This is a genomic window from Mesorhizobium sp. BR1-1-2 (assembly GCF_020165435.1).
GTDB lineage: Bacteria > Pseudomonadota > Alphaproteobacteria > Rhizobiales > Rhizobiaceae > Mesorhizobium.
This window is the reverse complement of the sequence record NZ_JAIUID010000020.1, coordinates 42,133-64,985: the sequence shown is the minus strand read 5'-3', so window position 1 is coordinate 64,985 and position 22,853 is coordinate 42,133. Positions and strand designations below refer to the sequence as shown.

19 protein-coding genes and 1 tRNA gene are annotated in these 22,853 nt (G+C 62.4%); 15 read left to right on the top strand and 5 right to left on the bottom strand.

Annotation, left to right across the window (positions count from 1 at the left end; genetic code table 11):
- Positions 1 to 150 precede the first annotated feature (150 nt).
- The 6 genes from LB551_RS27620 to LB551_RS27595 all read left to right on the top strand — a co-directional run bounded on the left by LB551_RS27620 (position 151) and on the right by LB551_RS27595 (position 6,036).
- Entirely contained in the window at positions 151 to 696 is a 546-nt protein-coding gene (locus tag LB551_RS27620) for a TRAP transporter small permease (protein ID WP_224661175.1), read from the top strand.
- Positions 693 to 1,970: a TRAP transporter large permease gene (locus tag LB551_RS27615; protein WP_140552696.1), complete on the top strand. Its 1,278-nt coding sequence runs from the start codon at positions 693 to 695 to the stop codon at positions 1,968 to 1,970. Before LB551_RS27620 ends, LB551_RS27615 begins: the two co-directional genes overlap by 4 nt.
- Positions 1,971 to 1,988: 18 nt before the next feature.
- Positions 1,989 to 2,270 (top strand): DUF1007 family protein, encoded by a 282-nt coding sequence (locus LB551_RS27610; protein ID WP_224629498.1) that lies wholly within the window; start codon positions 1,989 to 1,991, stop codon positions 2,268 to 2,270.
- An 80-nt stretch (positions 2,271 to 2,350) separates the two neighbouring features.
- Positions 2,351 to 4,495, top strand: a complete 2,145-nt coding sequence (gene gspD / locus LB551_RS27605; RefSeq protein ID WP_224661185.1) for a type II secretion system secretin GspD — start codon at positions 2,351 to 2,353, stop codon at positions 4,493 to 4,495.
- Positions 4,492 to 5,052, top strand: a complete 561-nt coding sequence (locus LB551_RS27600; RefSeq protein ID WP_224629500.1) for a prepilin peptidase — start codon at positions 4,492 to 4,494, stop codon at positions 5,050 to 5,052. Before gspD ends, LB551_RS27600 begins: the two co-directional genes overlap by 4 nt.
- Positions 5,053 to 5,235: 183 nt before the next feature.
- Complete coding sequence (locus LB551_RS27595) at positions 5,236 to 6,036, top strand: type II secretion system protein GspK (protein ID WP_224629501.1); 801 nt, start codon at positions 5,236 to 5,238, stop codon at positions 6,034 to 6,036.
- A gap of 83 nt (positions 6,037 to 6,119) precedes the next feature.
- Here LB551_RS27595 and LB551_RS27590 read toward each other — a convergent pair whose 3' ends face one another.
- A complete protein-coding gene (locus LB551_RS27590) occupies positions 6,120 to 6,866 on the bottom strand; it encodes an SDR family oxidoreductase (RefSeq protein WP_224629502.1) in 747 nt (248 codons plus the stop codon).
- Between the two features lie 40 nt (positions 6,867 to 6,906).
- A complete protein-coding gene (locus tag LB551_RS27585) occupies positions 6,907 to 8,034 on the bottom strand; it encodes an iron-containing alcohol dehydrogenase (RefSeq protein WP_224629503.1) in 1,128 nt (375 codons plus the stop codon).
- 475 nt (positions 8,035 to 8,509) lie between these two features.
- Between LB551_RS27585 and LB551_RS27580 the strand changes: the two genes are divergently transcribed.
- The 3 genes from LB551_RS27580 (at position 8,510) to LB551_RS27570 (ending at position 11,989) form a co-directional block, all read left to right on the top strand.
- Positions 8,510 to 9,454: a 2-hydroxyacid dehydrogenase gene (locus LB551_RS27580; protein ID WP_224629504.1), complete on the top strand. Its 945-nt coding sequence runs from the start codon at positions 8,510 to 8,512 to the stop codon at positions 9,452 to 9,454.
- Between the two features lie 263 nt (positions 9,455 to 9,717).
- Positions 9,718 to 10,689 carry a cupin domain-containing protein gene (locus LB551_RS27575; RefSeq protein WP_224661174.1) on the top strand — a complete coding sequence of 324 codons (972 nt, stop codon included), beginning with the start codon at positions 9,718 to 9,720 and terminating at the stop codon, positions 10,687 to 10,689.
- A gap of 301 nt (positions 10,690 to 10,990) precedes the next feature.
- Positions 10,991 to 11,989 carry a TRAP transporter substrate-binding protein gene (locus LB551_RS27570; RefSeq protein ID WP_140552689.1) on the top strand — a complete coding sequence of 333 codons (999 nt, stop codon included), beginning with the start codon at positions 10,991 to 10,993 and terminating at the stop codon, positions 11,987 to 11,989.
- A 725-nt stretch (positions 11,990 to 12,714) separates the two neighbouring features.
- Here LB551_RS27570 and LB551_RS27565 read toward each other — a convergent pair.
- Positions 12,715 to 12,790: transfer RNA gene (locus tag LB551_RS27565), tRNA-Phe, on the bottom strand.
- A 171-nt stretch (positions 12,791 to 12,961) separates the two neighbouring features.
- Entirely contained in the window at positions 12,962 to 13,834 is an 873-nt protein-coding gene (locus LB551_RS27560; protein ID WP_224661173.1) for a helix-turn-helix domain-containing protein, read from the bottom strand.
- A 104-nt stretch (positions 13,835 to 13,938) separates the two neighbouring features.
- Here LB551_RS27560 and LB551_RS27555 point away from each other — a divergent pair, with 104 nt between their 5' ends.
- The 5 genes from LB551_RS27555 to LB551_RS27535 all read left to right on the top strand — a co-directional run bounded on the left by LB551_RS27555 (position 13,939) and on the right by LB551_RS27535 (position 20,216).
- Positions 13,939 to 15,210, top strand: coding sequence for an extracellular solute-binding protein (locus LB551_RS27555; protein WP_224629511.1), 1,272 nt, complete (start codon positions 13,939 to 13,941; stop codon positions 15,208 to 15,210).
- A gap of 160 nt (positions 15,211 to 15,370) precedes the next feature.
- Positions 15,371 to 16,231: a carbohydrate ABC transporter permease gene (locus LB551_RS27550; protein WP_224661172.1), complete on the top strand. Its 861-nt coding sequence runs from the start codon at positions 15,371 to 15,373 to the stop codon at positions 16,229 to 16,231.
- A complete protein-coding gene (locus tag LB551_RS27545) occupies positions 16,228 to 17,064 on the top strand; it encodes a carbohydrate ABC transporter permease (RefSeq protein WP_224661171.1) in 837 nt (278 codons plus the stop codon). Before LB551_RS27550 ends, LB551_RS27545 begins: the two co-directional genes overlap by 4 nt.
- A gap of 8 nt (positions 17,065 to 17,072) precedes the next feature.
- On the top strand, positions 17,073 to 18,152 hold the full coding sequence (locus tag LB551_RS27540; RefSeq protein WP_224661170.1) for an ABC transporter ATP-binding protein: 1,080 nt from the start codon (positions 17,073 to 17,075) through the stop codon (positions 18,150 to 18,152).
- Between the two features lie 36 nt (positions 18,153 to 18,188).
- The gene (locus LB551_RS27535; RefSeq protein ID WP_224661169.1) at positions 18,189 to 20,216 is read left to right on the top strand and encodes an aldo/keto reductase; all 2,028 of its coding nucleotides are present in this window, start codon (positions 18,189 to 18,191) and stop codon (positions 20,214 to 20,216) included.
- Between the two features lie 36 nt (positions 20,217 to 20,252).
- On the opposite strand, the gene LB551_RS27530 is transcribed toward LB551_RS27535, so the two are convergent.
- Entirely contained in the window at positions 20,253 to 21,128 is an 876-nt protein-coding gene (locus LB551_RS27530; RefSeq protein ID WP_318012769.1) for an AraC family transcriptional regulator, read from the bottom strand.
- A 244-nt stretch (positions 21,129 to 21,372) separates the two neighbouring features.
- Here LB551_RS27530 and LB551_RS27525 point away from each other — a divergent pair, with 244 nt between their 5' ends.
- A complete protein-coding gene (locus LB551_RS27525; RefSeq protein WP_224661167.1) occupies positions 21,373 to 22,839 on the top strand; it encodes an alpha-glucosidase/alpha-galactosidase in 1,467 nt (488 codons plus the stop codon).
- The last annotated feature ends 14 nt before the right edge of the window (positions 22,840 to 22,853 follow it).

Here is a 22,853-nt window from a genome sequence, read left to right as displayed (position 1 = left end):
TTCGACCGGATGAGCAGGACAGGCCTTCATCACGCGATTGGGCGTTTCTACCCCATCAGCATGCTGGAGGCTCCCTGCTCACGGTCTGCGGGTTCTCGTCAGAGTGCCGCAAGGATCAATGCATGCGCGCACAACCTTTTGGGAGCAGTTATGACCACGCCGTTACAGTGGCTTTTCAAGGCTTTTGACGTCTTCGTCGTCGTCGGCATGGCCGTCATCAGCATCCTGATCTTTACAAATGTCGTGCTACGTTACGGCTTCAGCTCAGGCATTCCGTTTGCCGTTGAAGTCTCCCGCGTGGTCCTCGTCTGGGTCATCTTCATGGGATCCGTGGTGGCCCTGGCCAAGGGCGCGCATCTCGGCGTCGAGTCGTTGGTTGTCCGGTTGCCTCGAAGGGCGCGCTTCGCCTGTTTTCTTGTTTCATACGGCCTCATGCTCTGGTGCTGCTGGCTCATGGGACAGGGGAGCTTGTCACTCACCATCATCGAGTGGGGCAACGTCCTGGCACTGTCGGGAATTCCCGTGGGCTCCATCTACGCCGCGGGGCTCGTCTCTGCCATCCTGATGGCTCTGGTTCTCCTCCTTGATCTCTGGCGCTCCCTGCGCGGCATCCTGCCCGCCCCCTGGTCGGGGGTGGAGCATGTTGAGCCGCTGCCGGTCGTGCCCCCTGCGCTTATTTCGGAGAAAGCACCGTGAGCGGCTTGGTCTTTATCGCTTCCCTCCTTGGTGCGATGGGCATCGGGATTCCAATCGCCTTCGCCCTGATGCTGTCGGGCGTCGCGATGATGATGCTGATGGGAAATCTGGATGCACAGATTCTGGCGCAGCGGCTGGTCAATGGCGCTGACAGCTATCCGCTGATGGCGATCCCGTTCTTTCTCATTGCCGGCGAGCTCATGAACGCCGGCGGCCTCTCCCGCCGCATCGTCAACGTGGCCTTGGCGCTCGTCGGTCACATACGTGGCGGCCTCGGTTACGTGGTCATCGGCACTGGCTTGGTGCTTGCCAGCGTCTCCGGATCCGCAATCGCGGATACAGCGACGCTAGCGGTCATGCTGGTCCCCCTGATGCGGGATGCGGGCTACCATATGGGTCGAGCCTCGGGCTTGATGTCGGCTACAGGCATTATCGCCCCTGTGATCCCGCCGTCTGTCGGGTTCATCATCCTGGGCGTCACCGCAAACATTTCCATCGTCGGCCTGTTCTTCGCCGGAATCGTGCCAGGGCTCATGATGGGGCTGAGCCTCATAATCGCCTGGTGGTTCCTCGCCAAAAAGGAAACGGCGACGGTCCGGCTCAAAATACCGCGCAGGGACCTCCCGAAAACCATCATGACCGCCGGTTGGGCGTTGATGATGCCAGCGATTATCCTGGCCGGACTGCGGTTCGGCATCTTCACCCCTACTGAGGCCGGCGTCGTTGCCGCTGCCTACGCACTGTTCGTCGGGCTGTTTGTTTATCGGGAACTGACACCGAGGCTGCTCTATGACGCGCTGCTCGCCGCCGGGCGCTTGACAGCAGTGATCATGCTGTTGGTGGCTGCCTCCATGATCTCCGGCTTCATGCTGACGATTTCCGATATGCCCGCCCAGCTCGTCAGTCTCCTTGGTCCATTCATCGACTCGCCGATCCTGCTGATGGGTATGATCGTTCTGGCTGTCTTCATCGTCGGCACGGCGCTCGATTTCGCACCCTGCATCACCATTCTGGTGCCCATCCTCATACCGCTCGTCAATGCGGCCGGCATCGACCCGGTCTATTTCGGGGTCATCTTCATGATGGTCAACGCGGTGGGCATGATCACGCCTCCCGTCGGAACGGTCCTCAACACAGTGTGCGGAGTAAGCGGAGTTTCAATGGAGGAGGCTACAAAGGGTGCCATGCCTTACCTTGTGGCCCAGATGATCCTTATCTTGCTGCTGGTTCTGTTCCCGGCACTGGTGAGCGTGCCAGCGTCATGGTTGCATTGAGGTTCGAAACGTCGGGTTTTGGACTGGACATTCGACGACGGCTTTTCCGCCGATGCGATACAGGGCCCCGACGAGGACGTCGGCAAGGCCCCGGTGCGGGGCGAGTTGCAACCGCTGGCGCATGTCAATGTCCAATCGCTGCACGTGTTTGAGTTCCTCGCCTGCCTCGGGCTGACCGAAGTCGACGAGGTGTACGGTGTCCAAGCGGGAAGCAGAAGGCGTGCTTTGTGGTTTTCAAGCGTCATAGAACGGTATTTTCCCGAGGCGCCGGGCGTAGGCTTGGGTTGGGTGTGTAGGTGAGGGTAGGTCGGCAAGGCAGCGCTCCAAATGCCTGTTCCGTGTGGGTTCGCAGCGGCGCGGCGGCCTGCCTCTTGGCGGTAGTGGCCGCGTGTACCTCCACTGGTGATTATCTTGGAGACGTTGCCGCGCGGCCGGATGCCATGGACAAGGTCGCGAACGCAGATTTAAGTGCGCGCAAGCCTTCCGGCGGCGGTTTTCTGTCGAGGCTCGGCTTCGGGCGCACGCAGAACAACCGGCAGGGTGAAGTATACTACGGATACAGACAGCAGCTGACCGCCGGCGAGCGCAAGTCGCTCGAGCGGCTGAGCGGCGAAAAGTTCGAGGTCAACCTCGAGGAGGCCGAGATCAAGGTCGCGGCCCGCACGGTGCTGGGGGAGGTGCTGGGAATCAGCTATTCGCTCGACCCCAGGATCGCGGGCAAGGTATCGATCACGACGTCGAAGCCTACGCCGGCCGCCGAAATCCTCATCATGTTCGAGTCCGCGCTGCACAGCAGCGGCGTGGCCATGATGCGCGAAAGCGACCGTCTGCGGCTGATTCCTTCGAACGAAGCGTTCGGAGCCGCCGAACTCGATCCGGGCACCATCCAGCCCGGCTACGCCGTCACGGTGTTTCCCCTGAAAAACGTTTCCGCCAGCACGATCCTGCCGCTGCTCGAAAACTTCGTCACCCGTCCCGGCATGGTGCGCGAGGATCCCAGCCGCAACGCGCTGATCTTCCAGGGGACGGCGGCGGAGCGGACCGCGGCGATCGAAGCAGCGCGCTCTTTCGACCAGGACTGGCTGGCCGACCAGTCGGTCGGCATTTTCCCCGTCAACAATTCCAGCGCGGCCACCATGATGCCCGAGCTGACCCGCGTGCTCGACATCGGGGAGGGGGGGCGCGGACGCAACACGATCAGGGTCCAGCCGATCGAGCGCAGCAATGCGATTCTGGTGGTGGCGAAGACGCGCAACCAGTTGCAGCGCGCGGCGAGCTGGATCGAACGGCTCGACCGGATCGACGCGTCTGCCTCCAATTTGCGGGTGTACAAGGTCCAGCACCTGGAGCCACGGCGCCTTGCATCGATGGTCAACGAAATATTCAACGGCGCCCCGGCATCGTCGGCTTCGGAAGACCCGGCCTCGCAGTTTCCGCCCGGCTCGCAGGCCGACGGCCAGAATCAGGGCGCCAATGGTTCCCAGCCGGCCACTGCGACGCCGGATCAGCGCATGGCGGATAGCCTACCGGCCCCCGGTGGCGACACCGACCAGCCTATCCCGGGCGGTGGTGGTGGGTCGCAAAGCGGCGTGCGCATCGCGGCGAACCCGGAAAACAACACTATTCTCATCTACGGACGGCCCGACCAGCAACGGCTGATCGAACAGGCGATCACCGCACTCGACCGGCCGCAAGAGCAGGTCGCTATCGAAGCGACGATAGCCGAGGTCACCCTGACCAACGAGCTGCGCTATGGCGTGCAGTTCTTCCTGAAATCCAATGATATCGGCGCGGGCGGCAACAACGGATCGGTCGGTCTGTTCCAGGAGGCCAGCAAGGCCGTGCTGTCGCGAACGCTTCCGGGCTTCAACCTGCTGCTCGGCCCCGACACCGAGCCGCGCGTTGTCATCGATGCGCTGCGCGGCGTTACCGAGGTCAAGGTGCTTTCCTCGCCCTCGGTGGTGGTGCTCGACAACAAGCCCGCCTTGCTGCAGGTCGGTGATGAAATCCCGATCGTCACCCGCACCGCGCAGTCCGTCACCGATCCCGAAGCGCCGGTCGTCAACAACGTCGAGTTCCGCGATACCGGCGTGATCCTGAAGGTTCTGCCCCGGATCACCGGGAACGGCACGATCAGCCTCGTCATCGAACAGGAGATCAGCTCCGTCCAGCGCAGCCAGGCCCAGTCCCTGACGCCGACCATATCGCAACGAAAGGTCAGCTCGACCGTATCGGTCACCAGCGGCCAGACCGTGATGCTCGGCGGCCTGATCAGCGAACGCCAGCAGCGCGGCCGCGACGGCGTGCCGGTGCTTGGCGATCTGCCCGTCATCGGCGACGCCTTCCGGAGCAACCAGAACTCCGCGACGCGGACGGAGCTGATCATCCTGATTCGGCCTCAGGTCATGAAGGACGGCATGGATGCGCAACATGTGGCGGAGGAGATGCGGTCGCAATTGCGGCTGATGAACCAGCCATCCAGAAACGTGCCGCTGCGGCGGCCTGCCAAGACGATGATCGAATGAAGATTCTGAGGGCGCGGCGTCGGTCTGCCGCCGCCGTCGCAGTCGCGCTCGCCGCCGCTACCGTGCCCGCTGTCATCGGAAGCCCCGCATTCGTCGTCGCGTCGACGCTTGCGCTATGTGTTCTGGCCGCGGCAATCGCGGTTCATGATCTTGCGTCTTTGCTCATTCCTGACCGCTACACGGCCGGCATCTTGGTCGTCGCGCTCGCCGACTGGTGGTTCGAGGCGAGCGATTTCGCCGCGCTCGCCTGGCGCATCGGGCCGGGGGGCGCCCTGATGCTCCTGCTGTGTCTGTTCGACGTCGCGTATGGGAGGCTGCGCGGCCGCGACGGCATAGGCTTCGGCGACATCAAGCTGATCGGTGTGTCCACCGTCCTGGTCGGGCTGGCCGGCGTCGGCGCCCAGATCCTACTCGCTTCGGTCGCGGCTTTCATCTTCAGCGTCATCCGCGCGGTTCGCTTGCGCCGCCCGCTCCGTGCCGCGGCGCGCGTTCCGTTCGGAACGTTCCTCGCGCCGGCACTGGCCATCGTCTGGGCGTGGTTGCCCGCCGCATGGTGATCACATTGCTTGGGCCGGGGGAGGCGAAGTCTTGATTTCGACGGGATCGTGGCGTCATCTTTCGTGGCGAGGCATGGGGGCGAAATGGGTCTTGCGGCAGTGGGCATGAACTCGTCAACGAGCCGGCGGGGTGCAATCCTCGTCAGCGTCCTGTGGATTATGATTTTTCTGGGATTCCTTGCCGTGATACTTCGCGTGCAGATGACCGGGGTCGTGGCCAGTGTGCGCGTCACGGAAGACAAGGCGTCGGCGCGCATTCTGGCTGAAGCCGGGCTGTCGCAGGCCGCGGCCGAGATCCGCGCCGGCCCGCCGGACGGTGTAGTCGCGCTGAGCGATCAGATATCGTCCACGATCACCCTGCCAGCCGGGGTCGCTTCCATCTCCGCGAGAAATGAAGCGTTGCGGATCGATCTCAACACCGCCGAGCGGCCGCTGATCGTTGGCGCGTTGCGAGCCGCCGGCGCCGCTCCCGGAACCGCGGACGATCTGGCGACAAAGATCATCGGCCACCGCGCCCGGCCGACTCCGCTGAACGGACAGCCGGCAGGTTCCGCTCCGCAGCAGTCTGGAAACGACACAAAGCTGTTTCAGACGGTCTCCGAATTGGCCGCCTTCCCGGGAATAACGCCCGACATGGCCATCGCCATCGAACCCTATGTCACCGTCTCCTCCGGCTTGGCCGGCGTTCGCCTGGAAGCGCTCGATGATGGACTGCTGGGCGACATTCCTGGCCTGCCGGCGTCGGTGCGAAAGGCGATCAAGGATTTCCACGCCGGCCGTCTGTCGCGCGAGCAACTCGATCAGTCGCTGGCGGGGGTGACCTTCAACACGCTGAAGCCGGCACCGAGCTGGCGCGTCGATCTCCGGACGACCCTGCTGTCCGGCTACAGCGAATCTTTTGAAGCATTGATACTTGTGTCGAACGCGGACGAGGCACCTTACAGAGTGCTTGACTGGCGTCGCGCGGCAATTGAGTTGGAATGAATGCCCGTTGATGGGGCGCGACCGGTCTCAGCGGGGAGTGCCAGGCCAGCCTGTCCTCCCAGCGGAATCCCGACCGCGGAGCATCAGAGCCCCCCGGACACCGTGATCAGGGTGCCTGTCATGAACCCCGCGCCAGGAGACGCAAGCATCAGGGCCGCGCGCGCGATGTCTTCAGGCTCCGCGATGCGCCCCATCGGGGTTGCCGCCGCAATCCTGGCTGGTCGCTCGGGGTTTCCGCCTTGGGTGTGTATCCTCGTGTTGGTGGTCCCGACACGTATGGCATTCACGCGGATGCCCTCCGGCGCCAGTTCTTTGCCCGCGCCGATGGAGATGGATTCCACTGCACCCTTGCTTGCGGCATAATGCACATATTCGTTCGGGCTGCCGAGGAAGGCGGCGAGCGAAGACATGTTGATAATCGTCCCGCCTCTGCCGCCCTTGCGGTTGGACATGCGTTTCGCCGCCTCCTGTATACAGTACATGACGGCGAAGACGTTGGTCCTGAAGGTGTTTTCCAGCACCGCGGGCTGCAACTCCTCGATTCTGCCGGCTTTCCCAATGATCCCGGCATTATTGACCAGGCAGGTCACTCGCCCAAGTGCATCGTCGCAGGCGCTGAACAGGGCCTCGATGTCCTCCTTCTTGCCCACGTCTCCCTGTACCGCGATGGCGCGGGCGCCTGCGGCCTTGCAGTGCTCAACGACTTCGGATGCGGCGGCAGCATCCGAAAGATAGTTTATGCAAACATCGTAGCCTTCAACGGCGAACAGCCGCGCCGTTGCGGCACCGATGCCGTGGCTTGCGCCCGTTACGATCACGATCGGTCTCACGGAATTACCTCCTCGCTCCTCCTTTGAGGGCATTCGCAGCCTAGAAAACGGTCTCAAGGATCGCGGCGTAGTCTTCCTTGGTCAGCGAACGTGGATTTGTGGGATGACTGTGATCTGCAATGGCTCGCTCACACACCCAATCGATGACGTGCCGGGGGACCCCCAGTTCGGACAATCTGGGCGTAATGCCCAGACTACGGTTCAACCCGTCCAGCGCATCTGCGAGCGTTGTATGTTCAAGTCCCGCCAGGCGCTCGAGGTAGTCGACCTTCTGAGCCACGGCTTCAACTTGCACGTTCCACCGAAGGACGGTCGGCATCAGGATGGCGTTGAGCGTCCCATGATGGAGCTTAGCCTCCTTGAGACCGCCCAATGCATGGCTAAGCGCATGGACGGCTCCAAGCCCCTTCTGAAACGTCATGCCCCCTTCGAGGGCACCCATCATGAGTTCGGTCCGCGCCTCCGCGTTCGCGCCGTCTGCGTAGGCGACAGGCAAAGCCTTCCAGATGCGTTGGAAGCCGTCGGTGGCAATTGCCTCGGCAGGTGGATTATAGCGGGGGGAAAGATACGTCTCGATACAATGCGACAGTGCGTCGAGCCCTGTCGAGGCCGTCAGAGCCGGGGGGAGCCCCATCGTCAACCCCGGGTCACAGATCGCCCTGCGCGGGATGAGGTAGGGGCTGATAAACCCGAGCTTCCGGCCGTCATCCAGTGTGATCAGTGCCGCGCGTCCAACTTCGGACCCCGTACCCGCCGTTGTCGGGATGGCCACAAGGGGCGCTACCGCGCCGGTGATGCGTGCCACCCCGCCCAGGATCGCTGCATAACGCTCAAGTTCACCATTGTGCGTGGCGAGCAGCGCCACGCCCTTGGCCAGGTCGATCGGAGAGCCTCCGCCAATCGCCACTACCCCATCGCAGTCGCCTTGCCTGTACAGCGCGAGACCGGCAGCAACTGCGGCCTCAGTCGGGTTGGAGGGAACGTCCAGGAAGATCGGCGCTGTTCTCAGGAACTCGAATACCGGACGCTCAAGCAAACCAGCGGATTTGATGCCGTGATCGCTGATCACCAAAGGGCGGGACACGCCGAGTTCGCGCAAAATTTCTGCCAGTGACTCGGCCGCTCCAAGTCCGAAATTGATATTTGTAAGGTAGTTTATATTGTTCACGCTGCCACACTCCTTGACATTCCGCACATGCATCGCTGCAGCCACCGTCTGGCATTCGGCACATTTCGTGCAGCCGGTGAATGCGAACCCGCGACCTTCTTGGAATCGCTTAGTCCATAATATGGACAATCTGCCCAAGCATTAGGTGGAACTGCACACTTGTCAAGCTCCACCTTATGGTTGCGGCGGCGTTCCCGCCGCCTTGACAAAGAGGTTGCGGGCCCTTATCCAAATTTTGGACCGATTGACCACATTATGGTCAGATCGATGGCGATCTTGGAGGACATGGTACAGGAACCGCTGACATGCTGATTTCGCCGGAGGAACTGGCCAGCCGCCGCGAACTCGAAGCCAAATCAAGTCCGCGGCTCACTATCGGCGCATTGCGCAGTCCAAAGGCCTCCCGTGCGAAAACCCTGATTCGCCTGCGGCCATTCGTGCCGGCAGTGACACCCCCGAACCGGAAGGAAAGCCTTTGTCGAAACCCGCCGCCACCGTGTTGATACCAGGCTGGATGCACGAGCATGCCCGCTGCATGCTCAGAACGCATTTCAGCCTGGTCGAAACCCCTGACTGTGACATTCACGCCCATCTGTCTCCGGAGGTGCGGACGTCAATTCGTGCCGTGGCCTGTCGCGCCAGAATCGATCGGCAGTTCATAGACGCCCTTCCCAACCTTGAGATCATCGCCAGCTACGGCGTCGGCTACGACGCGGTGGATGCTGCCTACGCACGCAGCAAGAATATCGTCGTTACGAACACCCCTGATGTCCTGAACGAGGAGGTCGCCGATCTGACGTTGGGGCTCCTTATCAGCGTCGTGCGCGAGATACCCAAGGCGGCAGCCTTCGTTCGCGAGGGCCGGTGGAAAGCATCGGATTACCCGCTTAGCCGTCTGACGCTGCGGAACCGCAGGGTCGGCATCTACGGAATGGGGCGGATCGGTCGCTGCATCGCCCGACGAGTTGAAGCGTTTGGGCTTCCTGTTTCCTATCACAGCCGGCGTCCGGCGGAGGGGGTCGCGTACGACTACTTTCCTTCACTGCTGGAACTCGCCAGTGCCGTCGATGTGCTCATCTCCATCGTGCCGGGCGACCCGTCGACCGCAAACAGCGTGAATGCCGAGGTGCTGTCCGCCCTCGGGCCCGAGGGTGTGTTCATCAACGTAGGCCGCGGAACGGTCGTGGACGAGGATGCACTGATCGGCGCCCTGCGCACAGGAGCCATTGCGGCGGCCGGCCTCGACGTGCTCGCGGATGAACCCAATGTCTCCGAAGACCTGCTGGGGCTCGATAACCTGACGATCCTACCGCATATCGGATCCGCGTCGGTCAGCACGCGCACCGCAATGGCGGACCTCGTGGCACAGAACGTGATCGCCTGGTTCCAGAGTGGAGCGGCGATCACACCCGTACCCTAGACAGCCTCCGATCAGCCGCCGAGGCCTCCTGCACTGTCAGCGGATGTTAGGACCCATGCACGTTAACCCAACAGGCAAGCATCCGATCGCCAAGGCCCTGAAGTGCGGCGGTGAGGCGTTGACAATCCGTTAATAGTCTGCCCAGTATACATTGTTGGACATTGCGTCCACATTGTGGACTCTCTGATCGGTCGATGCTTGGGGGTTTCGGTCAGATTCGCGGTGTCACCATCGGTCAAGCAGAAAACGGAGGAGTGACTCTTATGAACCTATGGAAAGGCGGATTGGCCGTCGTGGCCGCGCTAGCGATCGGGGCGGTATCGTCCACCGCGGCGCTCGCACAGACGGTGTTCACCTGGACGCCAAAGCCGGTGGCGCTGGCACCATACAAGGCCCCGAACAAGCCGCATACGACGATAGCCGACGTGCGCGCCAAGATTTCTCCCGCACATCAGTCCAAGACTTGGCACCAGGAGGTCGTGAGGGACAAGCACCTGCAGGCTTCATGGGTGCAGTTGGCGGTCGGTGATCAGTCGCCGGCCATGTTCATATCGGATACCCGCGCCGCCTTCATTGTCTGGGAAGGTTCGGTCGAGTTCACGATCGGGAGCGAGGCGCCGTTTACGGCCACCAAAGGCTTTATGGTCCAGGTTCCCGCGCGCACACAGTTCCAGATGAAGAACGTCGGCGCGGTGCCGTCCCTGCACTTCGAGGTCTTCACCGCGGACGCAAAGATCACTTACCCGCAGGCGGCGGCAACCTTGCCGAAGCCGCCGGCGGGGATGACCTGGGGGTTGACGCGACAGGATCCGGGTGCAGAAGCCCTTGGGACGGGCAATTCTACTTTCAGGGATTTCCTTGCTTCGCCCTCGGGCGGCGCATTCGTAACCGCCCCTGGCTTGTTCGTTAACGCCATCCGCGGCCAGGCGTTCAACTGCAATATGCAGCCCCCCACGGCGCTCGGGCACAGGCACATCAACTATGGTGAATTCTGGTTCATCATGGAAGGTCAGATCCAATACAACCTCGAAGGCTTGCCGGGCTTCGTCTCAGAGCCCGGCGATATTGTCTATGTCCCGGCCGGCCGGTGGCACTCGGCGGCGAACTATTGTCCGGGGTACGACACGCGGATTGCTATCAATCCCTTCCCGACCGGTACGCATAACTGGCCCCCAACGGCCTCCCAGCCGAATCCCCCGACGCCCCCGATCTCGGGCAAGGGATGGCTTGATTGATGTTGCCGGTGGCCCGTCCTCATCGTGAGGGCGGGCCGTTGGTCTGACCTGACTTTGGCGCGGCGGGGAGCATCGGCCGGGGTGTATTCGGGGGGCGTTCATCGTGGCCGCAGAAATTGATCACACCGCCGGTCGGAGGCATCGCCGGCGCAGAAGCGGCGTACCGCCCGCTTCAGTAGCCAGGGACGCCACATCGTTAGTCTTGGCCGAATAGGCCATTCTCGTACCGCCGGTCCTGTTCCTTAGTGGTTGCAGTTCCTGCATTCTGGTTCCTTTGAACCAATTCTTGGGAGGTTGAACTATGAAGAAAGTATTGTTTCTGACTGCGGCGTTGCTGGGAGGGCTCTTGGCTGCCGCTCCGGCCATGGCTCAGAACCCGCGCCTGGGCTACGTGCCCACGGAAGACCATCCGGTCGGACAGGCTTCGCGCTATTTCGCGAAGCTGGTGGAAGAGAAGACGGGCGGGCGCATCAAGATCGACACGTTCGGAAATGGCGTGCTCGGCAGCGAGCCCGAGATGCAGGCGTCGGTTCAGGCCGGCTTCATAGACATCATGGTTGGCCCCACGCCCAACCTGGTCGGCGTCGTTCCGCAATTCATGATCTACGACCTTCCGTTTTTCTACAAGGACTTCGCCGCGGTCGATGCCGTCATGGACGGCGCGGTCGGCGAGCAGCTGTTTGCACAGCTGAAGGAAAAGACCGGCATCGTCGGTCTGGCGTGGTGGGACAACGGCTTCCGCCACATGACCAACAAGGTTCGTCCCGTCAAAACGGTGGACGATATGGCAGGGATCAACATTCGCGTCATACCCAACCCGTTGTTCATTGCGACCTGGACGGCTTTGGGAACCAATCCGACGCCGCTTCCCTGGCCTGAGCTGTACAGCGCCCTCGAAAATGGCGCCGTCGATGCCCAGGAGACGCCGTACGCTCTTATCTACACCGCAAGGTTCTATGAGGTGCAGAAGTATCTGACCAAGACGGGCCACGTCTATACGCCGTTTGTTCTTCTCGCGAGCCAGAAATGGTTTGGAAGCCTCTCGGACGAAGACAAGAAACTCGTCATGGAAGCGGCAAAGGAATCGGCAGCCTTCCAACGGGATATTTCTCGCAAGGAGGCAGAGAATTTGGAGGCGGAGCTCGCGGCGAAGGGCTTCGAGATTTCCCAACCCACGCCTGAAGCGCTCGCAGCCATGACCGAACGCGTTGCGCCTGTCGTGAAAGAGTACAGCGAAAAGATCGGCGCCGATCTGGTCGAGCAGGCGCGCGCCGCCATGGCGGCAGTTGCCAAGCCGTAGAGGTCTTTATGGCGCCGGAGCCAGGTTCGCCTGCTCCGGCGTCCATTTGCGGAAGCATCGTGCGCCTGATTCAGTTTGAAGCCGAAGCAGTGTGCCCGGCTTGGGACACGTCGCAGACGCCAAGGTTCAACAAATTGACGGTGCTCCCGCGTTCCAGTCCGGCTTCCGGCATCTGGGTGCGACCGGCATCGATATCTCTCAAACCTCTAGTTGGGGTGAGATTTTTGACCGTCGTCTGGCGGCGGCGGGCATGTCGTCCCTGGCCACGGTGGTACGGGCGCAGTCCGTGGACCAGTTCGTCCAGGCGTTCAGCGGCACTTGGCAGCTCGTTGATACGCGCTATTCCAACCCTCCCTCGAGCCGAGCATGGATCGGATGCGGCGCTTGATGCGCCGGCGAGCCTGCTCTCGCTTGCGACAGAACCTGCGGGAGATGCCCCTCCGATTACGCCTCTTCGCGCCGGACCTTCTCGAATGAAGTTCTGAGACACGAGGCGATTTCAAACAGGACTGGCCTGGAGCGCTGGCATTATCGGCAGAGGCGTCCTCTGTGCAGCGGCCGTTTCCCGGCTCCGCCAATTTAGGCCAAATCTGTTGACCGTCGTAGCCATACCTGAATCACTCCCTCGACGGTATGGAGGCGGTATAATTACACAATGGCCACGGATGTTACAGTCATCCAGGCTATTACCCTAGAGAGTAAGTCTTTGTTTAATTGAGAAAAAATGGTGCCCAGAGGCGGATTCGAACCACCGACACGCGGATTTTCAGTCCGCTGCTCTACCAACTGAGCTATCTGGGCCTGTTCCGGCTAACGAAAACTCGCGCTCCGGATTTCATGGAAGCGCCGTGGGCGTCCCTTGAAAGCGCGTGGGTTATAGCATGGGAATCCGGCCTGTCCAGCGCCCAGATGTGGATTTCCGGCAGGAAAAGAAGTGCCGCCCGATGCGCTGGTTTCCGCGCCGCGTCGCTGCTATCTGGCGCCCGCCAATCCCTTGCGAAAATCCGTAGGTGTCATGCCGGCGAGCTTCCGGAACGACTTGTTGAAGGCGCTGAGCGAACCGAACCCCGAATCCATCGCGACCCTGAGCACATTGGCGTCCTGGTGCATGAGAAGCGCCTGCGCATAGCTCAACCGCAACAGGTTGACATATTCGTTGAGCGTCATGCCGGTGGATTTCTTGAAGATGCTCATGGCGTATTTGGGATGGAGGTCGGCGGCCGCCGCTATGTTCATGCAATCGATGTCGTAGAGAAAATTCTCGGCGATGAAATCGCACATGCGCCCGACATTGCGTGACGACTGCTGGTCGAACGGGCTGCCCGCTTCCTGGCCGGCCGCGTTTTCCGGCACCAGCCTGTAGGGCTCGAACCGTACCCGCTCCAGCCGCAGCAACAGTTCGTTGACGGCGTGCTCCGCCCTGGCCGGGTCGCCGGAGCGGGCGTAGCGGTTCCAGCGGTCGAAACTGTCCTTGTCGGATTGATCGGTGGCGCTGGTCACCAGCGTGGCACCCGTCATCAGCCGGTGACGTATGTCAGCCGGCAGATGCAGCCGGAAGAAATGCACCAGCGGCAGATGCGCGCCGGCATAGATGGCGTCGTCGCTCAAATCGTCCATCTGGTGCGGCAATCCACCCCAGAACAGGCACATCTCACCGGCCGAAAGCGAGATTTCGTGGTCGTTCATGCGGTAATGCACGCTGCCGCGCACGATGAAGTTCACCTCGACCTGCGCATGCCAGTGCGGCTTGAGCATCACCAGGGGTGCGGTGTGGAACATCTGCAACAGCAGCGGCATTCCTTCCACGCTGCTGGCGCCAGGCTGGTAAAACGGCCGGTCCGGCATCTTACTTTCCGCCAATTTCGTATTCCCTTTGTCGGGGACAAGCCTTCCGCGCCGCATAGTCTAGCCCGGCTCGCAGAGAGAGCAAATGAAATGGGAGGATTTCAATGCGCATCATACTGTCCTGCGCCGCGCTCGCGCTTGCCTTGGGTTCAGCCCCGGCCTTCGCGCAATCGGGCGAAATCACCATCTGGAGCTGGAACATCGCCGCCTCGTCGCTGAAGGCGACGATTGCCGGGTTCAACAAGCTGCATCCTGACATCAAGGTCACCGTCCAGGACCTCGGCAACCAGCCGACCTATGACAAGTCGATCGCCGGATGTGCCGCCGGCGGCGTCGGCCTGCCTGATGTCGTTACCATCGAGAACGGCGAGGCCGAGAATTACTGGAGCCAGTTTCCCGATTGCTTCGTCGACCTGCACACGCTGGGCTACAGCGCCGAGGACCAGGCGAAATTCCCCGATTTCAAGCGCACCGAGCTCGAGGTCGGCGACAAGGCCTATGCCATGCCGTGGGATTCCGGCCCGGTCGCCGCCTTCTACCGGCGCGACTTCTACGAGAAGGCCGGCGTCGATCCGGCATCGATCAAGACTTGGGACGATTTCATCGCCGCCGGCAAGAAGATCCAGGCCGCCAATCCCGGCGTCACCATGACCAACGCCGACTTCAACGGCGACACCGAATTCTTCCGCATGATCTCCAATGAACAGGGCTGCGGTTATTTCTCCGAGGATGGCCAGTCGATCACGGTAAACCAGCCGAAATGTGTCGATACGCTGGCCAAGATCAAGGAGATGAAGGACGCCGGCATCATCTCCTCGGCCGATTGGGGCACCAAGATCACCAACAACACCGCCGGCACCGTCGCCACCCAGGTCTATGGCGGCTGGTATGAAGGCACCATCCGCACCGAATCGGCCGGCGAAAACGGCAAATGGGGCGTCTATCTGATGCCGAGCCTTACCGCCGACGGGCCGCGCGCCGCCAATCTCGGCGGCTCGTCGCTGGCCATCACTTCGGGGTCGAAGAACAAGGAAGCGGCTTACGAGTACCTGAAATACACGCTCGAAACCAATGAGGGCCAGATCACCATGCTCAAGGAGTTCGGCCTGGTCCCCTCGCTGGTCTCGGCCCTGAACGACCCCTACGTCTCGCAAGGTCTGCCCTATTGGGGCGGCCAGGCGGTGTGGAAGGACATCCTCGCCACTTTGCCCAAGATCGTCCCCAGCCGCGGCACGCAGTTCCAGAGCGACGCCGAAATCATCATGCGCGCCGTGCAGACCAAATATCTCGCCGGCGGCTATCCCGATGCCAAGGCAGCCCTCGACGATGCCGCCGCCCAGATCGCGGCGGCGACCGGGCTGCCGGTCAAATCATAACCTCCCAGACGGGGTCCGGGCAGGCATGCGCCGCCCCCCCCCGACCGCGGCCCGCGGAGCTTCCTCGGGGGCCGTGTGAAATGTTGCATGACCGACGGACCGGTTCCCGCTGCGCGCGGGGACCACAGCTTGAAACGCCGACGAGAGAAGGAGGAGCAGGATGCGCAACCGCAACGCCACGGCCTATCGTTTCCTCGCGCCCTACCTGCTGGTCTTCTCCGTCTTCTGGGTATGGCCGATCATCTCTTCGTTCCTGATCTCGTTCCAGGCGACGCGCACCGTGCCCTGGCGCTTTGCGCCCGGCTTCAACTGGGGCCGGCTGATCGGCGATCCGGCCTTCTTCAACGCGCTGAAGAACACGCTGCTCATCCTCGTCATCCAGGTGCCGGTGATGATCGCGCTGGCGATGGTTATGGCCGTGCTTTTGAACTCGCCGCTCTTGAAGGCGCGAGGGCTGTACCGTTTCGCGTTCTTCGCTCCGGTCGTCGTCGGCGAGGTCGCCTACTCCGCGGTGTTCCGGCTGATGTTCAATCTCGATTTCGGCATCATCAACAAGCTCCTGAACAGCGTCGGGCTGCCCAAGATCGACTGGTTCTCCAATGTCACGCCAGCCATGGCGCTGATCATGATCGCGGTCACCTGGCGCTGGGCCGGCTACAACGCCATCATCCTTCTGGCCGGCATGCAGTCCATCCCCGAGGATGTATACGAGGCGGCGACGCTCGACCGGGTCAGCAAGCTCAAGCAGTTCTTCTTCATCACCTTGCCGCTGTTGAAGCCGGTCATCGTGTTCTGCACCGTGCTGTCGATCATCGGCACCATGCAGCTGTTCACCGAACCGTTCCTGATCACCGAACGCGGCGGGCCGGGCGGCGGCACCGAGACGCTCGGCCTGCTGCTCTATCGCCAAGGCTTCCGGTCGCTCAATTTCGGCTACGCCTCGGCCGTCGCCTACACCATGGCGGGGTTGGCGATCGCCATCACGCTGGTGCAACTGTGGCTGACGAGGGAGAGGCAATGAGTTCGCTCTCGTCCGCTCGCCTGAGGCGCAGCCTCTTGCTGCATCTTTTCCTGACGCCACTGGCGCTGATCTGGCTGTTTCCGCTGTGGATGATGGTCGTGTTCTCGACCATGCCCGACAACGGCATCTTCAGCCCCGGCATCGAGCTTTTGCCGCACGGCAATTTCGTGGACAATTTCAACAACCTCCAGCGCGACACCGACTTTGTCGGCGCGATAGGCATCTCGGTGTCGGTGGCGGTCACCTACACCCTCCTGTCGGTGCTGCTGACCTCCATGGCCGGCTGGGCGCTGGCCCGCTACCGCTTCGTCGGCAAGGGCGTTGTCGTCGCCATCATCCTGGGTACCATCACGCTTCCATACGCGGTGGTGCTGATCCCGCAATTCATCATGGTGGCGCGCGATTTCAAGCTCGCCAACACCTGGGTGGCGCTGATCGTGCCGCCGCTGTTCAATTCGCTTGGCGTGCTGTTCATGCGGCAGAGCTTTTCCATGATGCCCGATGACCTGTTCGATGCCGCCCGCGTCGAAGGCGTGAAGGAGTGGCGCATCTTCGTCTTCATCGCGCTGCCGCTGGCGCGGCCGATGCTGGCCGCGCTTTGCATCATCCTGTTCCTGGCGTCCTGGAACAATTACCTCTGGCCGCTTTTGATCAACAGCCAGCCGGGCGCGATGACCGCGCCGGTGGCGCTCGGCACGCTGATCGGCCTTACCAAAGTGTCGTGGGGCGGCATCATGGCGGGCGCGGTAATGCTGACCGTGCCGATGCTGATCGTGTTCGTGCTGCTGCAACGCCATTTCATTGCCGGCATTGCCGCCGGCGCCGTCAAGTAAGGGTAGGCATGGCAACCGTCACGCTCAACAATGTCGTCAAGCGCTTCGGCTCCTTCGAGGTCGTCCATGGCGCCAATATCGACATCAGGGACGGCGAGTTCGTCGTCTTTGTTGGTCCCTCCGGCTGCGGCAAGTCCACGCTGCTCAGGATGATCGCCGGGCTGGAGGACATCAGCGACGGCGAGATCGCCATCGGCGGCAAGGTGGTCAACGATGTCGAGCCGGCCGACCGCGGCATCGCCATGGTCTTCCAGTCCTATGCGCTCTATCCGCATATGAACGTGGAGCAGAACCTTTCCTTCGGACTGCGCATGACCGGCAACCCGAAGGCCGACACCGACCGGCGGGTGAAGCGCGCGGCCGAGATCCTGCGCATCAGCGAACTGATGGACCGCCGCCCGAAGAAACTGTCCGGCGGACAGCGCCAGCGCGTCGCCATCGGCCGCGCCATCGTGCGCGAGCCGCAGGTGTTCCTGTTCGACGAGCCACTGTCCAATCTCGACGCCGAACTGCGCGTCCAGATGCGGGTCGAGATCTCGCGCCTGCACAAGGAGCTCGGCATCACCATGGTCTATGTCACGCACGACCAGACCGAGGCGATGACGCTCGCCGACCGGATCGTCGTGCTGCGCGGCGGCCATGTCGAGCAGATCGGCCGCCCGCTCGACCTTTATGACAATCCCGACAATCAGTTCGTGGCCGGTTTCGTCGGCTCGCCGAAGATGAATTTCATCAAGGGCCGCGTCGTCGGCTGCGATGCGCGCGGCGTCGCGGTGGAACTCGCTGGCCAGGAGAAGACCCGTATCACGCAGCCGCTGACGGGCGCGGTGTCTGAAATCGGCAGCAAGGTCATCGTTGGCGTGCGACCCGAACATTTCGGCAGCGCCGGGGAGGGGGACGCCGATCTTGCCGTCACCATCGATGTGGTCGAGCACCTGGGCGGCACGAGCTTTCTCTACGCCCGAACGGCCAATGGCGAGGACGTGGTGATCCAGCGCGACGCGGCCAGGGTCCCCGAGACATCAGAGATCATCGTATCCATCCGCAAATCCTACCTGTTCGACGAAAAAGGGCTGCGGCTGCGCTGATCGGCTGCCCTTTCCCATCCCGCAAGGAGAATGACAATGACTGCAACCACGCCCATCCGCTGGGGCATTCTTGGCCCGGGCAGCATCGCCAAGGCCTTCGCCGGCGGCGTCGCCGGCTCCCGCAACGGAAAGCTGGTCGCCATCGGTACGCGCGATCCGGGCAAGCCGTGCTTGGCGCAGAGCTTTCCCGGCGCGCGCATTCTCGACGGCTACGAAGCATTGCTCACTGACGCGGAAATCGACGCGATCTACATTTCGGTCCCGCACCCTGGCCATGCGCAATGGGCGATCCGGGCGGCGGAAGCGGGAAAGCACGTGCTGTGCGAAAAACCGCTGGCGCTGACCGCCTTCGAGGCCGACGCCATGATGCATGCCGCGCGCAAGGCCGGCACCTTCCTCGGCGAGGCCTTCATGTACCGGCTGCACCCGCAGACGCTGAAGCTGGTGGAACTGATCAAATCCCGCGTCATCGGCGAGATCAGGATGATCAAGTCGAGCTTCGGCTTCGCCATGCCTGATTTCATGCCGCAGCATCGGCTCTACGCCGACGACCTCGCCGGCGGCGGCATTCTGGACGTCGGCGGCTATCCCGTCTCGATGGCGCGGCTGATTGCCGGCGCCGCGGCTGGCAAGCCGTTCATCGAGCCGGACAAGGTGGCCGGCGTTGCCCATCTTGGCCAGTCCGGCGTCGACGAATGGGCGTCCGCGCTGCTGCATTTTCCAGGTGGCGTCCTCGCCGAGGTCTCCTGCAGCATCTCGCTCAACCAGGACAATGTGCTGCGCATCTTCGGCACCAGGGGCCGCATTGAGGTGCCGGATTTCTGGTTCGCCGGCGGCGACCGCGATGTCGGCTTGGGCCGGATCGATGTGATCGGCGCGGACGGTGTGCGCGAAACCATCAGCGTGAACGAAAAGCGTCACGTCTATTCCTTTGAGGTCGACGCCGCCGGCGAGGCCATCCTTGCCGGCCGGCAGGAATTCGCCTGGCCGGGCATGGCCTGGGCCGACAGCCTCGGCACATTGCGCGTGCTCGACAGATGGCGCGCGGCCGTGGGGCTGGAGTACGAGATCGAGAAGGCTTCGCTGCGCACCAACACCATCTCCGGCCGGCCTCTGCGGTCCGCAGGAACGGCGATCGGCAAGCGTGCTATCCCTGGCTTGGTTAAACCGGCCTCGGTGGTGGCGCTCGGCTTCGAGGATTTCCGCACCTTCTCCTCGGGTTCGATCCTGCTCGATGCTTTCTTCGAGGCCGGCGGCAATCTCTTCGACACCGGTTTTGTCTATGGCGCCGGCTACACCGAAAAACTGCTTGGCGAGTGGCTGAAGAACCGTGGCGTGCGCGAGCAGTCGGTGGTCATCGCCAAGGGCGCGCATTCGCCGCTCTGCTATCCCGACGTGATCGGCAAGCAGCTTGGCCAGTCGCTGGACCGCCTGCAGACCGATCATGTCGACATCTATTTCATGCATCGCGACAATCCGGACGTGCCGGTCGGCGAATTCGTCGATGCCATGGACCGCGAAGTGAAGGCCGGCCGCATCCGTGGCCCGTTCGGCGGCTCGAACTGGACGATGCAGCGCATGGACGAGGCGATCGCCTATGCCGAGCGCACCGGCAAGCAGAAGCCGGGCGCGCTATCCAACAATTTTTCGCTGGCCGAAATGCTGGAGCCGATCTGGGCCGGTTGCGTGACCTCCTCCACCGATGATTGGAAGGCCTGGCTGACCGCGCGGCAGATGCCTAATTTCGCCTGGTCGAGCCAGGGGCGCGGCTTCTTCACCGAACGCGCCGGGCGCGACCGGCGCGACAATGAAGAACTGGTGCGGGTCTGGTACTCGGAGCGCAATTTCGGCCGCCGCGACCGGGCGATCGAACTTGCCGCGCGGCTGGGCAAGAGCCCGATCCATATCGCGCTCGCCTATGTGCTCAACCAGCCTTTCCCATCGGTGCCGTTGATCGGCCCGCGCACGCTGGGCGAACTGGACGACAGCTTGCGCGCCCTCGACATCGCGCTTTCACCTGCCGATCTCCAATGGCTGGACGGCGGTAGCCGGCAAGCGGCGTAGTGCATGTCGTCCAAGGCTGCGCTGACGGCGACGGGGTCAGGTCTCGTCGTCGGACACCCTGATGTCGCGCCTGGCCGGAACCCTCATGCTGGCATACATGCCGGTGGTGCGGAACTGGCCCGGGCTAATGCCGTAACAGCGGCGGAAGACCTTCGAGAAATAGTTCGCGTCCTCGAAGCCGCACAGGATGGCGACTTCCTTCACCGGCAGGAAGTCAGCCTTGGTCAAAAGCTTGGCGGCCCGTTGCAGCCGCTGCTGCAGCACGAACTCCGCGGGCGGGATGCCTTCGCTCTCGGCGAAGCAGCGCGAGAAGTGCGCCCGGCTGAGGCCGCTGATCTGGACGAGGTCCGCTACCGGTAGCCGCCTGTCGAGATTGGCGTTGATGTGGTCGATGACCGGCTGCATGGCGCTCTGCTTTTCGGCAAAGGCATGCGAGCCGAAGACATCGTCATAGAGCGCCATCGCCGCCTCGTAGGCGATCGCCGACGCCGCCCCCGGCGAAACGGCCCCGTTGATGAGCCGCAGGCTGCAATCGGCGAGGTGATCGATCGTCTTCGGCTGCAGCCGAAAGACCGGACCCGAAACGTCGAGGATCGATTTGTGGATGCGCAGCGCCTCCTCGCCATTCATCGAGATCCAGAAATATTCCCAGCGCTCGTCCTTGGCCAGCCAGTAGCGGTGATTGTGCGGCACCAGCACCAGCAGCGTGTCGTTCTGCTGCAGGCGATAGTTGCGGTTCTCATAGCGAAGCCGGCCGCTTCCGTTTATCGTGTGCTGGAGCACGGTGAATGGCGTCTGGCCGCGCTTGCGCCCGTCCCAATCGTAGATTTCGCCCTCGCGCACTTCGTAGCCGGTGCTCGTCGGCATGGCATGCAGGCGCTGGCGACCGCGCGGCAGCGAGATCGTGCGCATCGACTGTCCGTTGGCGATCAGATCCCGCAGCACAAAATTACCCTTGAAAGCATAATCCTTCTCTGGTCGCGCTCGCGAATAAGCGCATAATCGGCTCCTCAAGAACGCGAAGAACCCGCGGTCGAGGAGCGGGCGGGAGGAGAAAAGCCGGAATCCGGCTCGATTGGCACGCGCGCCTTGGCGTGTGGCTATGTCCTCCCTTGCTGCTCCTTGCCTAGCATTCGATCGGATCGAGGTGAAGGTGATGAGTTTCAAAATCGCTATTATCGGCGCCGGCAGCGTCGGATTCACCAAGAAGCTGTTCACCGACATATTGTGCGTGCCGGAGTTCAAGGGCATCGAATTCGCGCTGACCGATGTCAGCGAGCACAATCTCCAGATGATCAAGGCGATCCTCGACCGGATCGTCGAAGCCAACAAATTGCCGACCAAAGTGACGGCGACGACAGACCGCCGCAAGGCGCTCGAGGGCGCACGTTATGTCATCAGCTGTGTGCGGGTCGGTGGCCTCGAAGCCTATGGCGACGATATCAGGATCCCCTTGAAATATGGCATCGACCAATGCGTCGGCGACACGATCTGCGCCGGCGGCATCCTCTATGGCCAGCGCAACATCCCGGTGATCCTCGATTTCTGCAAGGATATACGCGAGGTCGCCGAGACCGATGCGAAATTCCTCAACTATGCCAACCCGATGGCGATGAACACCTGGGCGGCGATCGAGTACGGCAAGGTCGACACGGTCGGGCTGTGCCACGGCGTTCAGCACGGCGCCGAGCAGATCGCCGAGGTGCTGGGCGCGAAGTCGCCTCGGGAACTCGACTATGTCTGTTCCGGCATCAACCACCAGACCTGGTTCATCGAGCTGCGCCTGAACGGCCGCGAAATCGGCAAGGACGAGCTGGTCGCCGCCTTCGAGGCGCATCCGGTCTATTCCAGGCAGGAAAAGCTGCGCATAGACGTGTTGAAGCGCTTCGGCGTCTATTCGACGGAAAGCAACGGCCATTTGTCCGAGTACCTTCCCTGGTACCGCAAGCGTCCGGACGAGATCACCCGCTGGATCGACATGTCCGACTGGATCCATGGCGAGACGGGCGGCTATCTCCGTTATTCCACCGAGACCCGCAACTGGTTCGAGACGGAGTATCCGCAATTCCTCGAGGCGGCGTCGAAGCCGATCGATCCGTCAAAGCGCTCCAACGAGCATGCCAGCCACATATTGGAGGCGCTGGAGACCAACCGCGTCTATCGCGGCCACTTCAACGTCAAGAATGATGGTGTCATCACCAATTTGCCGCAGGACGCCATCGTCGAATCGCCCGGCTTCGTCGACCGCTTCGGCATCAACATGGCGGCCGGCATCACCTTGCCGGAGGCATGTGCCGCGACCTGCATGTCCTCGATCAATGTCCAGCGCATGTCGGTGCATGCCGCCATATCCGGCGACATCGACCTGCTCAAGCTCGCCGTGCTGCATGACCCGCTGGTCGGCGCGGTGTCGACGCCGGAAGAGGTCTGGCAGATGGTCGACGAGATGGTCGTCGCCCAGGCGGCCTGGCTGCCGCAATATGCGCATGCGGTTCCGGCGGCAAAAGAGCGGTTGTCCAAATCCAGGGTCAAGACCCGCGAATGGGCGGGTGCCGCGCGGCGCAGCGTCCGCTCGATCGAGGAGTTGCGCGCCGAGAAGGCCGCGCTGAAGCAGGCTGGCTGAAAACCGGGTTCGAC

Coding starts and splice junctions, on each gene's coding strand:
- LB551_RS27620 (WP_224661175.1), top strand. CDS start 151: ATGACCACGCCGTTACAGTGGCTTTTCAAGGCTTTTGACGTCTTCGTC.
- LB551_RS27600 (WP_224629500.1), top strand. CDS start 4,492: ATGAAGATTCTGAGGGCGCGGCGTCGGTCTGCCGCCGCCGTCGCAGTC.
- LB551_RS27575 (WP_224661174.1), top strand. CDS start 9,718: ATGAACCTATGGAAAGGCGGATTGGCCGTCGTGGCCGCGCTAGCGATC.
- LB551_RS27570 (WP_140552689.1), top strand. CDS start 10,991: ATGAAGAAAGTATTGTTTCTGACTGCGGCGTTGCTGGGAGGGCTCTTG.
- LB551_RS27560 (WP_224661173.1), bottom strand. CDS start 13,834: ATGCCGGACCGGCCGTTTTACCAGCCTGGCGCCAGCAGCGTGGAAGGA.
- LB551_RS27555 (WP_224629511.1), top strand. CDS start 13,939: ATGCGCATCATACTGTCCTGCGCCGCGCTCGCGCTTGCCTTGGGTTCA.
- LB551_RS27550 (WP_224661172.1), top strand. CDS start 15,371: ATGCGCAACCGCAACGCCACGGCCTATCGTTTCCTCGCGCCCTACCTG.
- LB551_RS27545 (WP_224661171.1), top strand. CDS start 16,228: ATGAGTTCGCTCTCGTCCGCTCGCCTGAGGCGCAGCCTCTTGCTGCAT.
- LB551_RS27540 (WP_224661170.1), top strand. CDS start 17,073: ATGGCAACCGTCACGCTCAACAATGTCGTCAAGCGCTTCGGCTCCTTC.
- LB551_RS27535 (WP_224661169.1), top strand. CDS start 18,189: ATGACTGCAACCACGCCCATCCGCTGGGGCATTCTTGGCCCGGGCAGC.
- LB551_RS27530 (WP_318012769.1), bottom strand. CDS start 21,128: ATGCGCACGATCTCGCTGCCGCGCGGTCGCCAGCGCCTGCATGCCATG.
- LB551_RS27525 (WP_224661167.1), top strand. CDS start 21,373: ATGAGTTTCAAAATCGCTATTATCGGCGCCGGCAGCGTCGGATTCACC.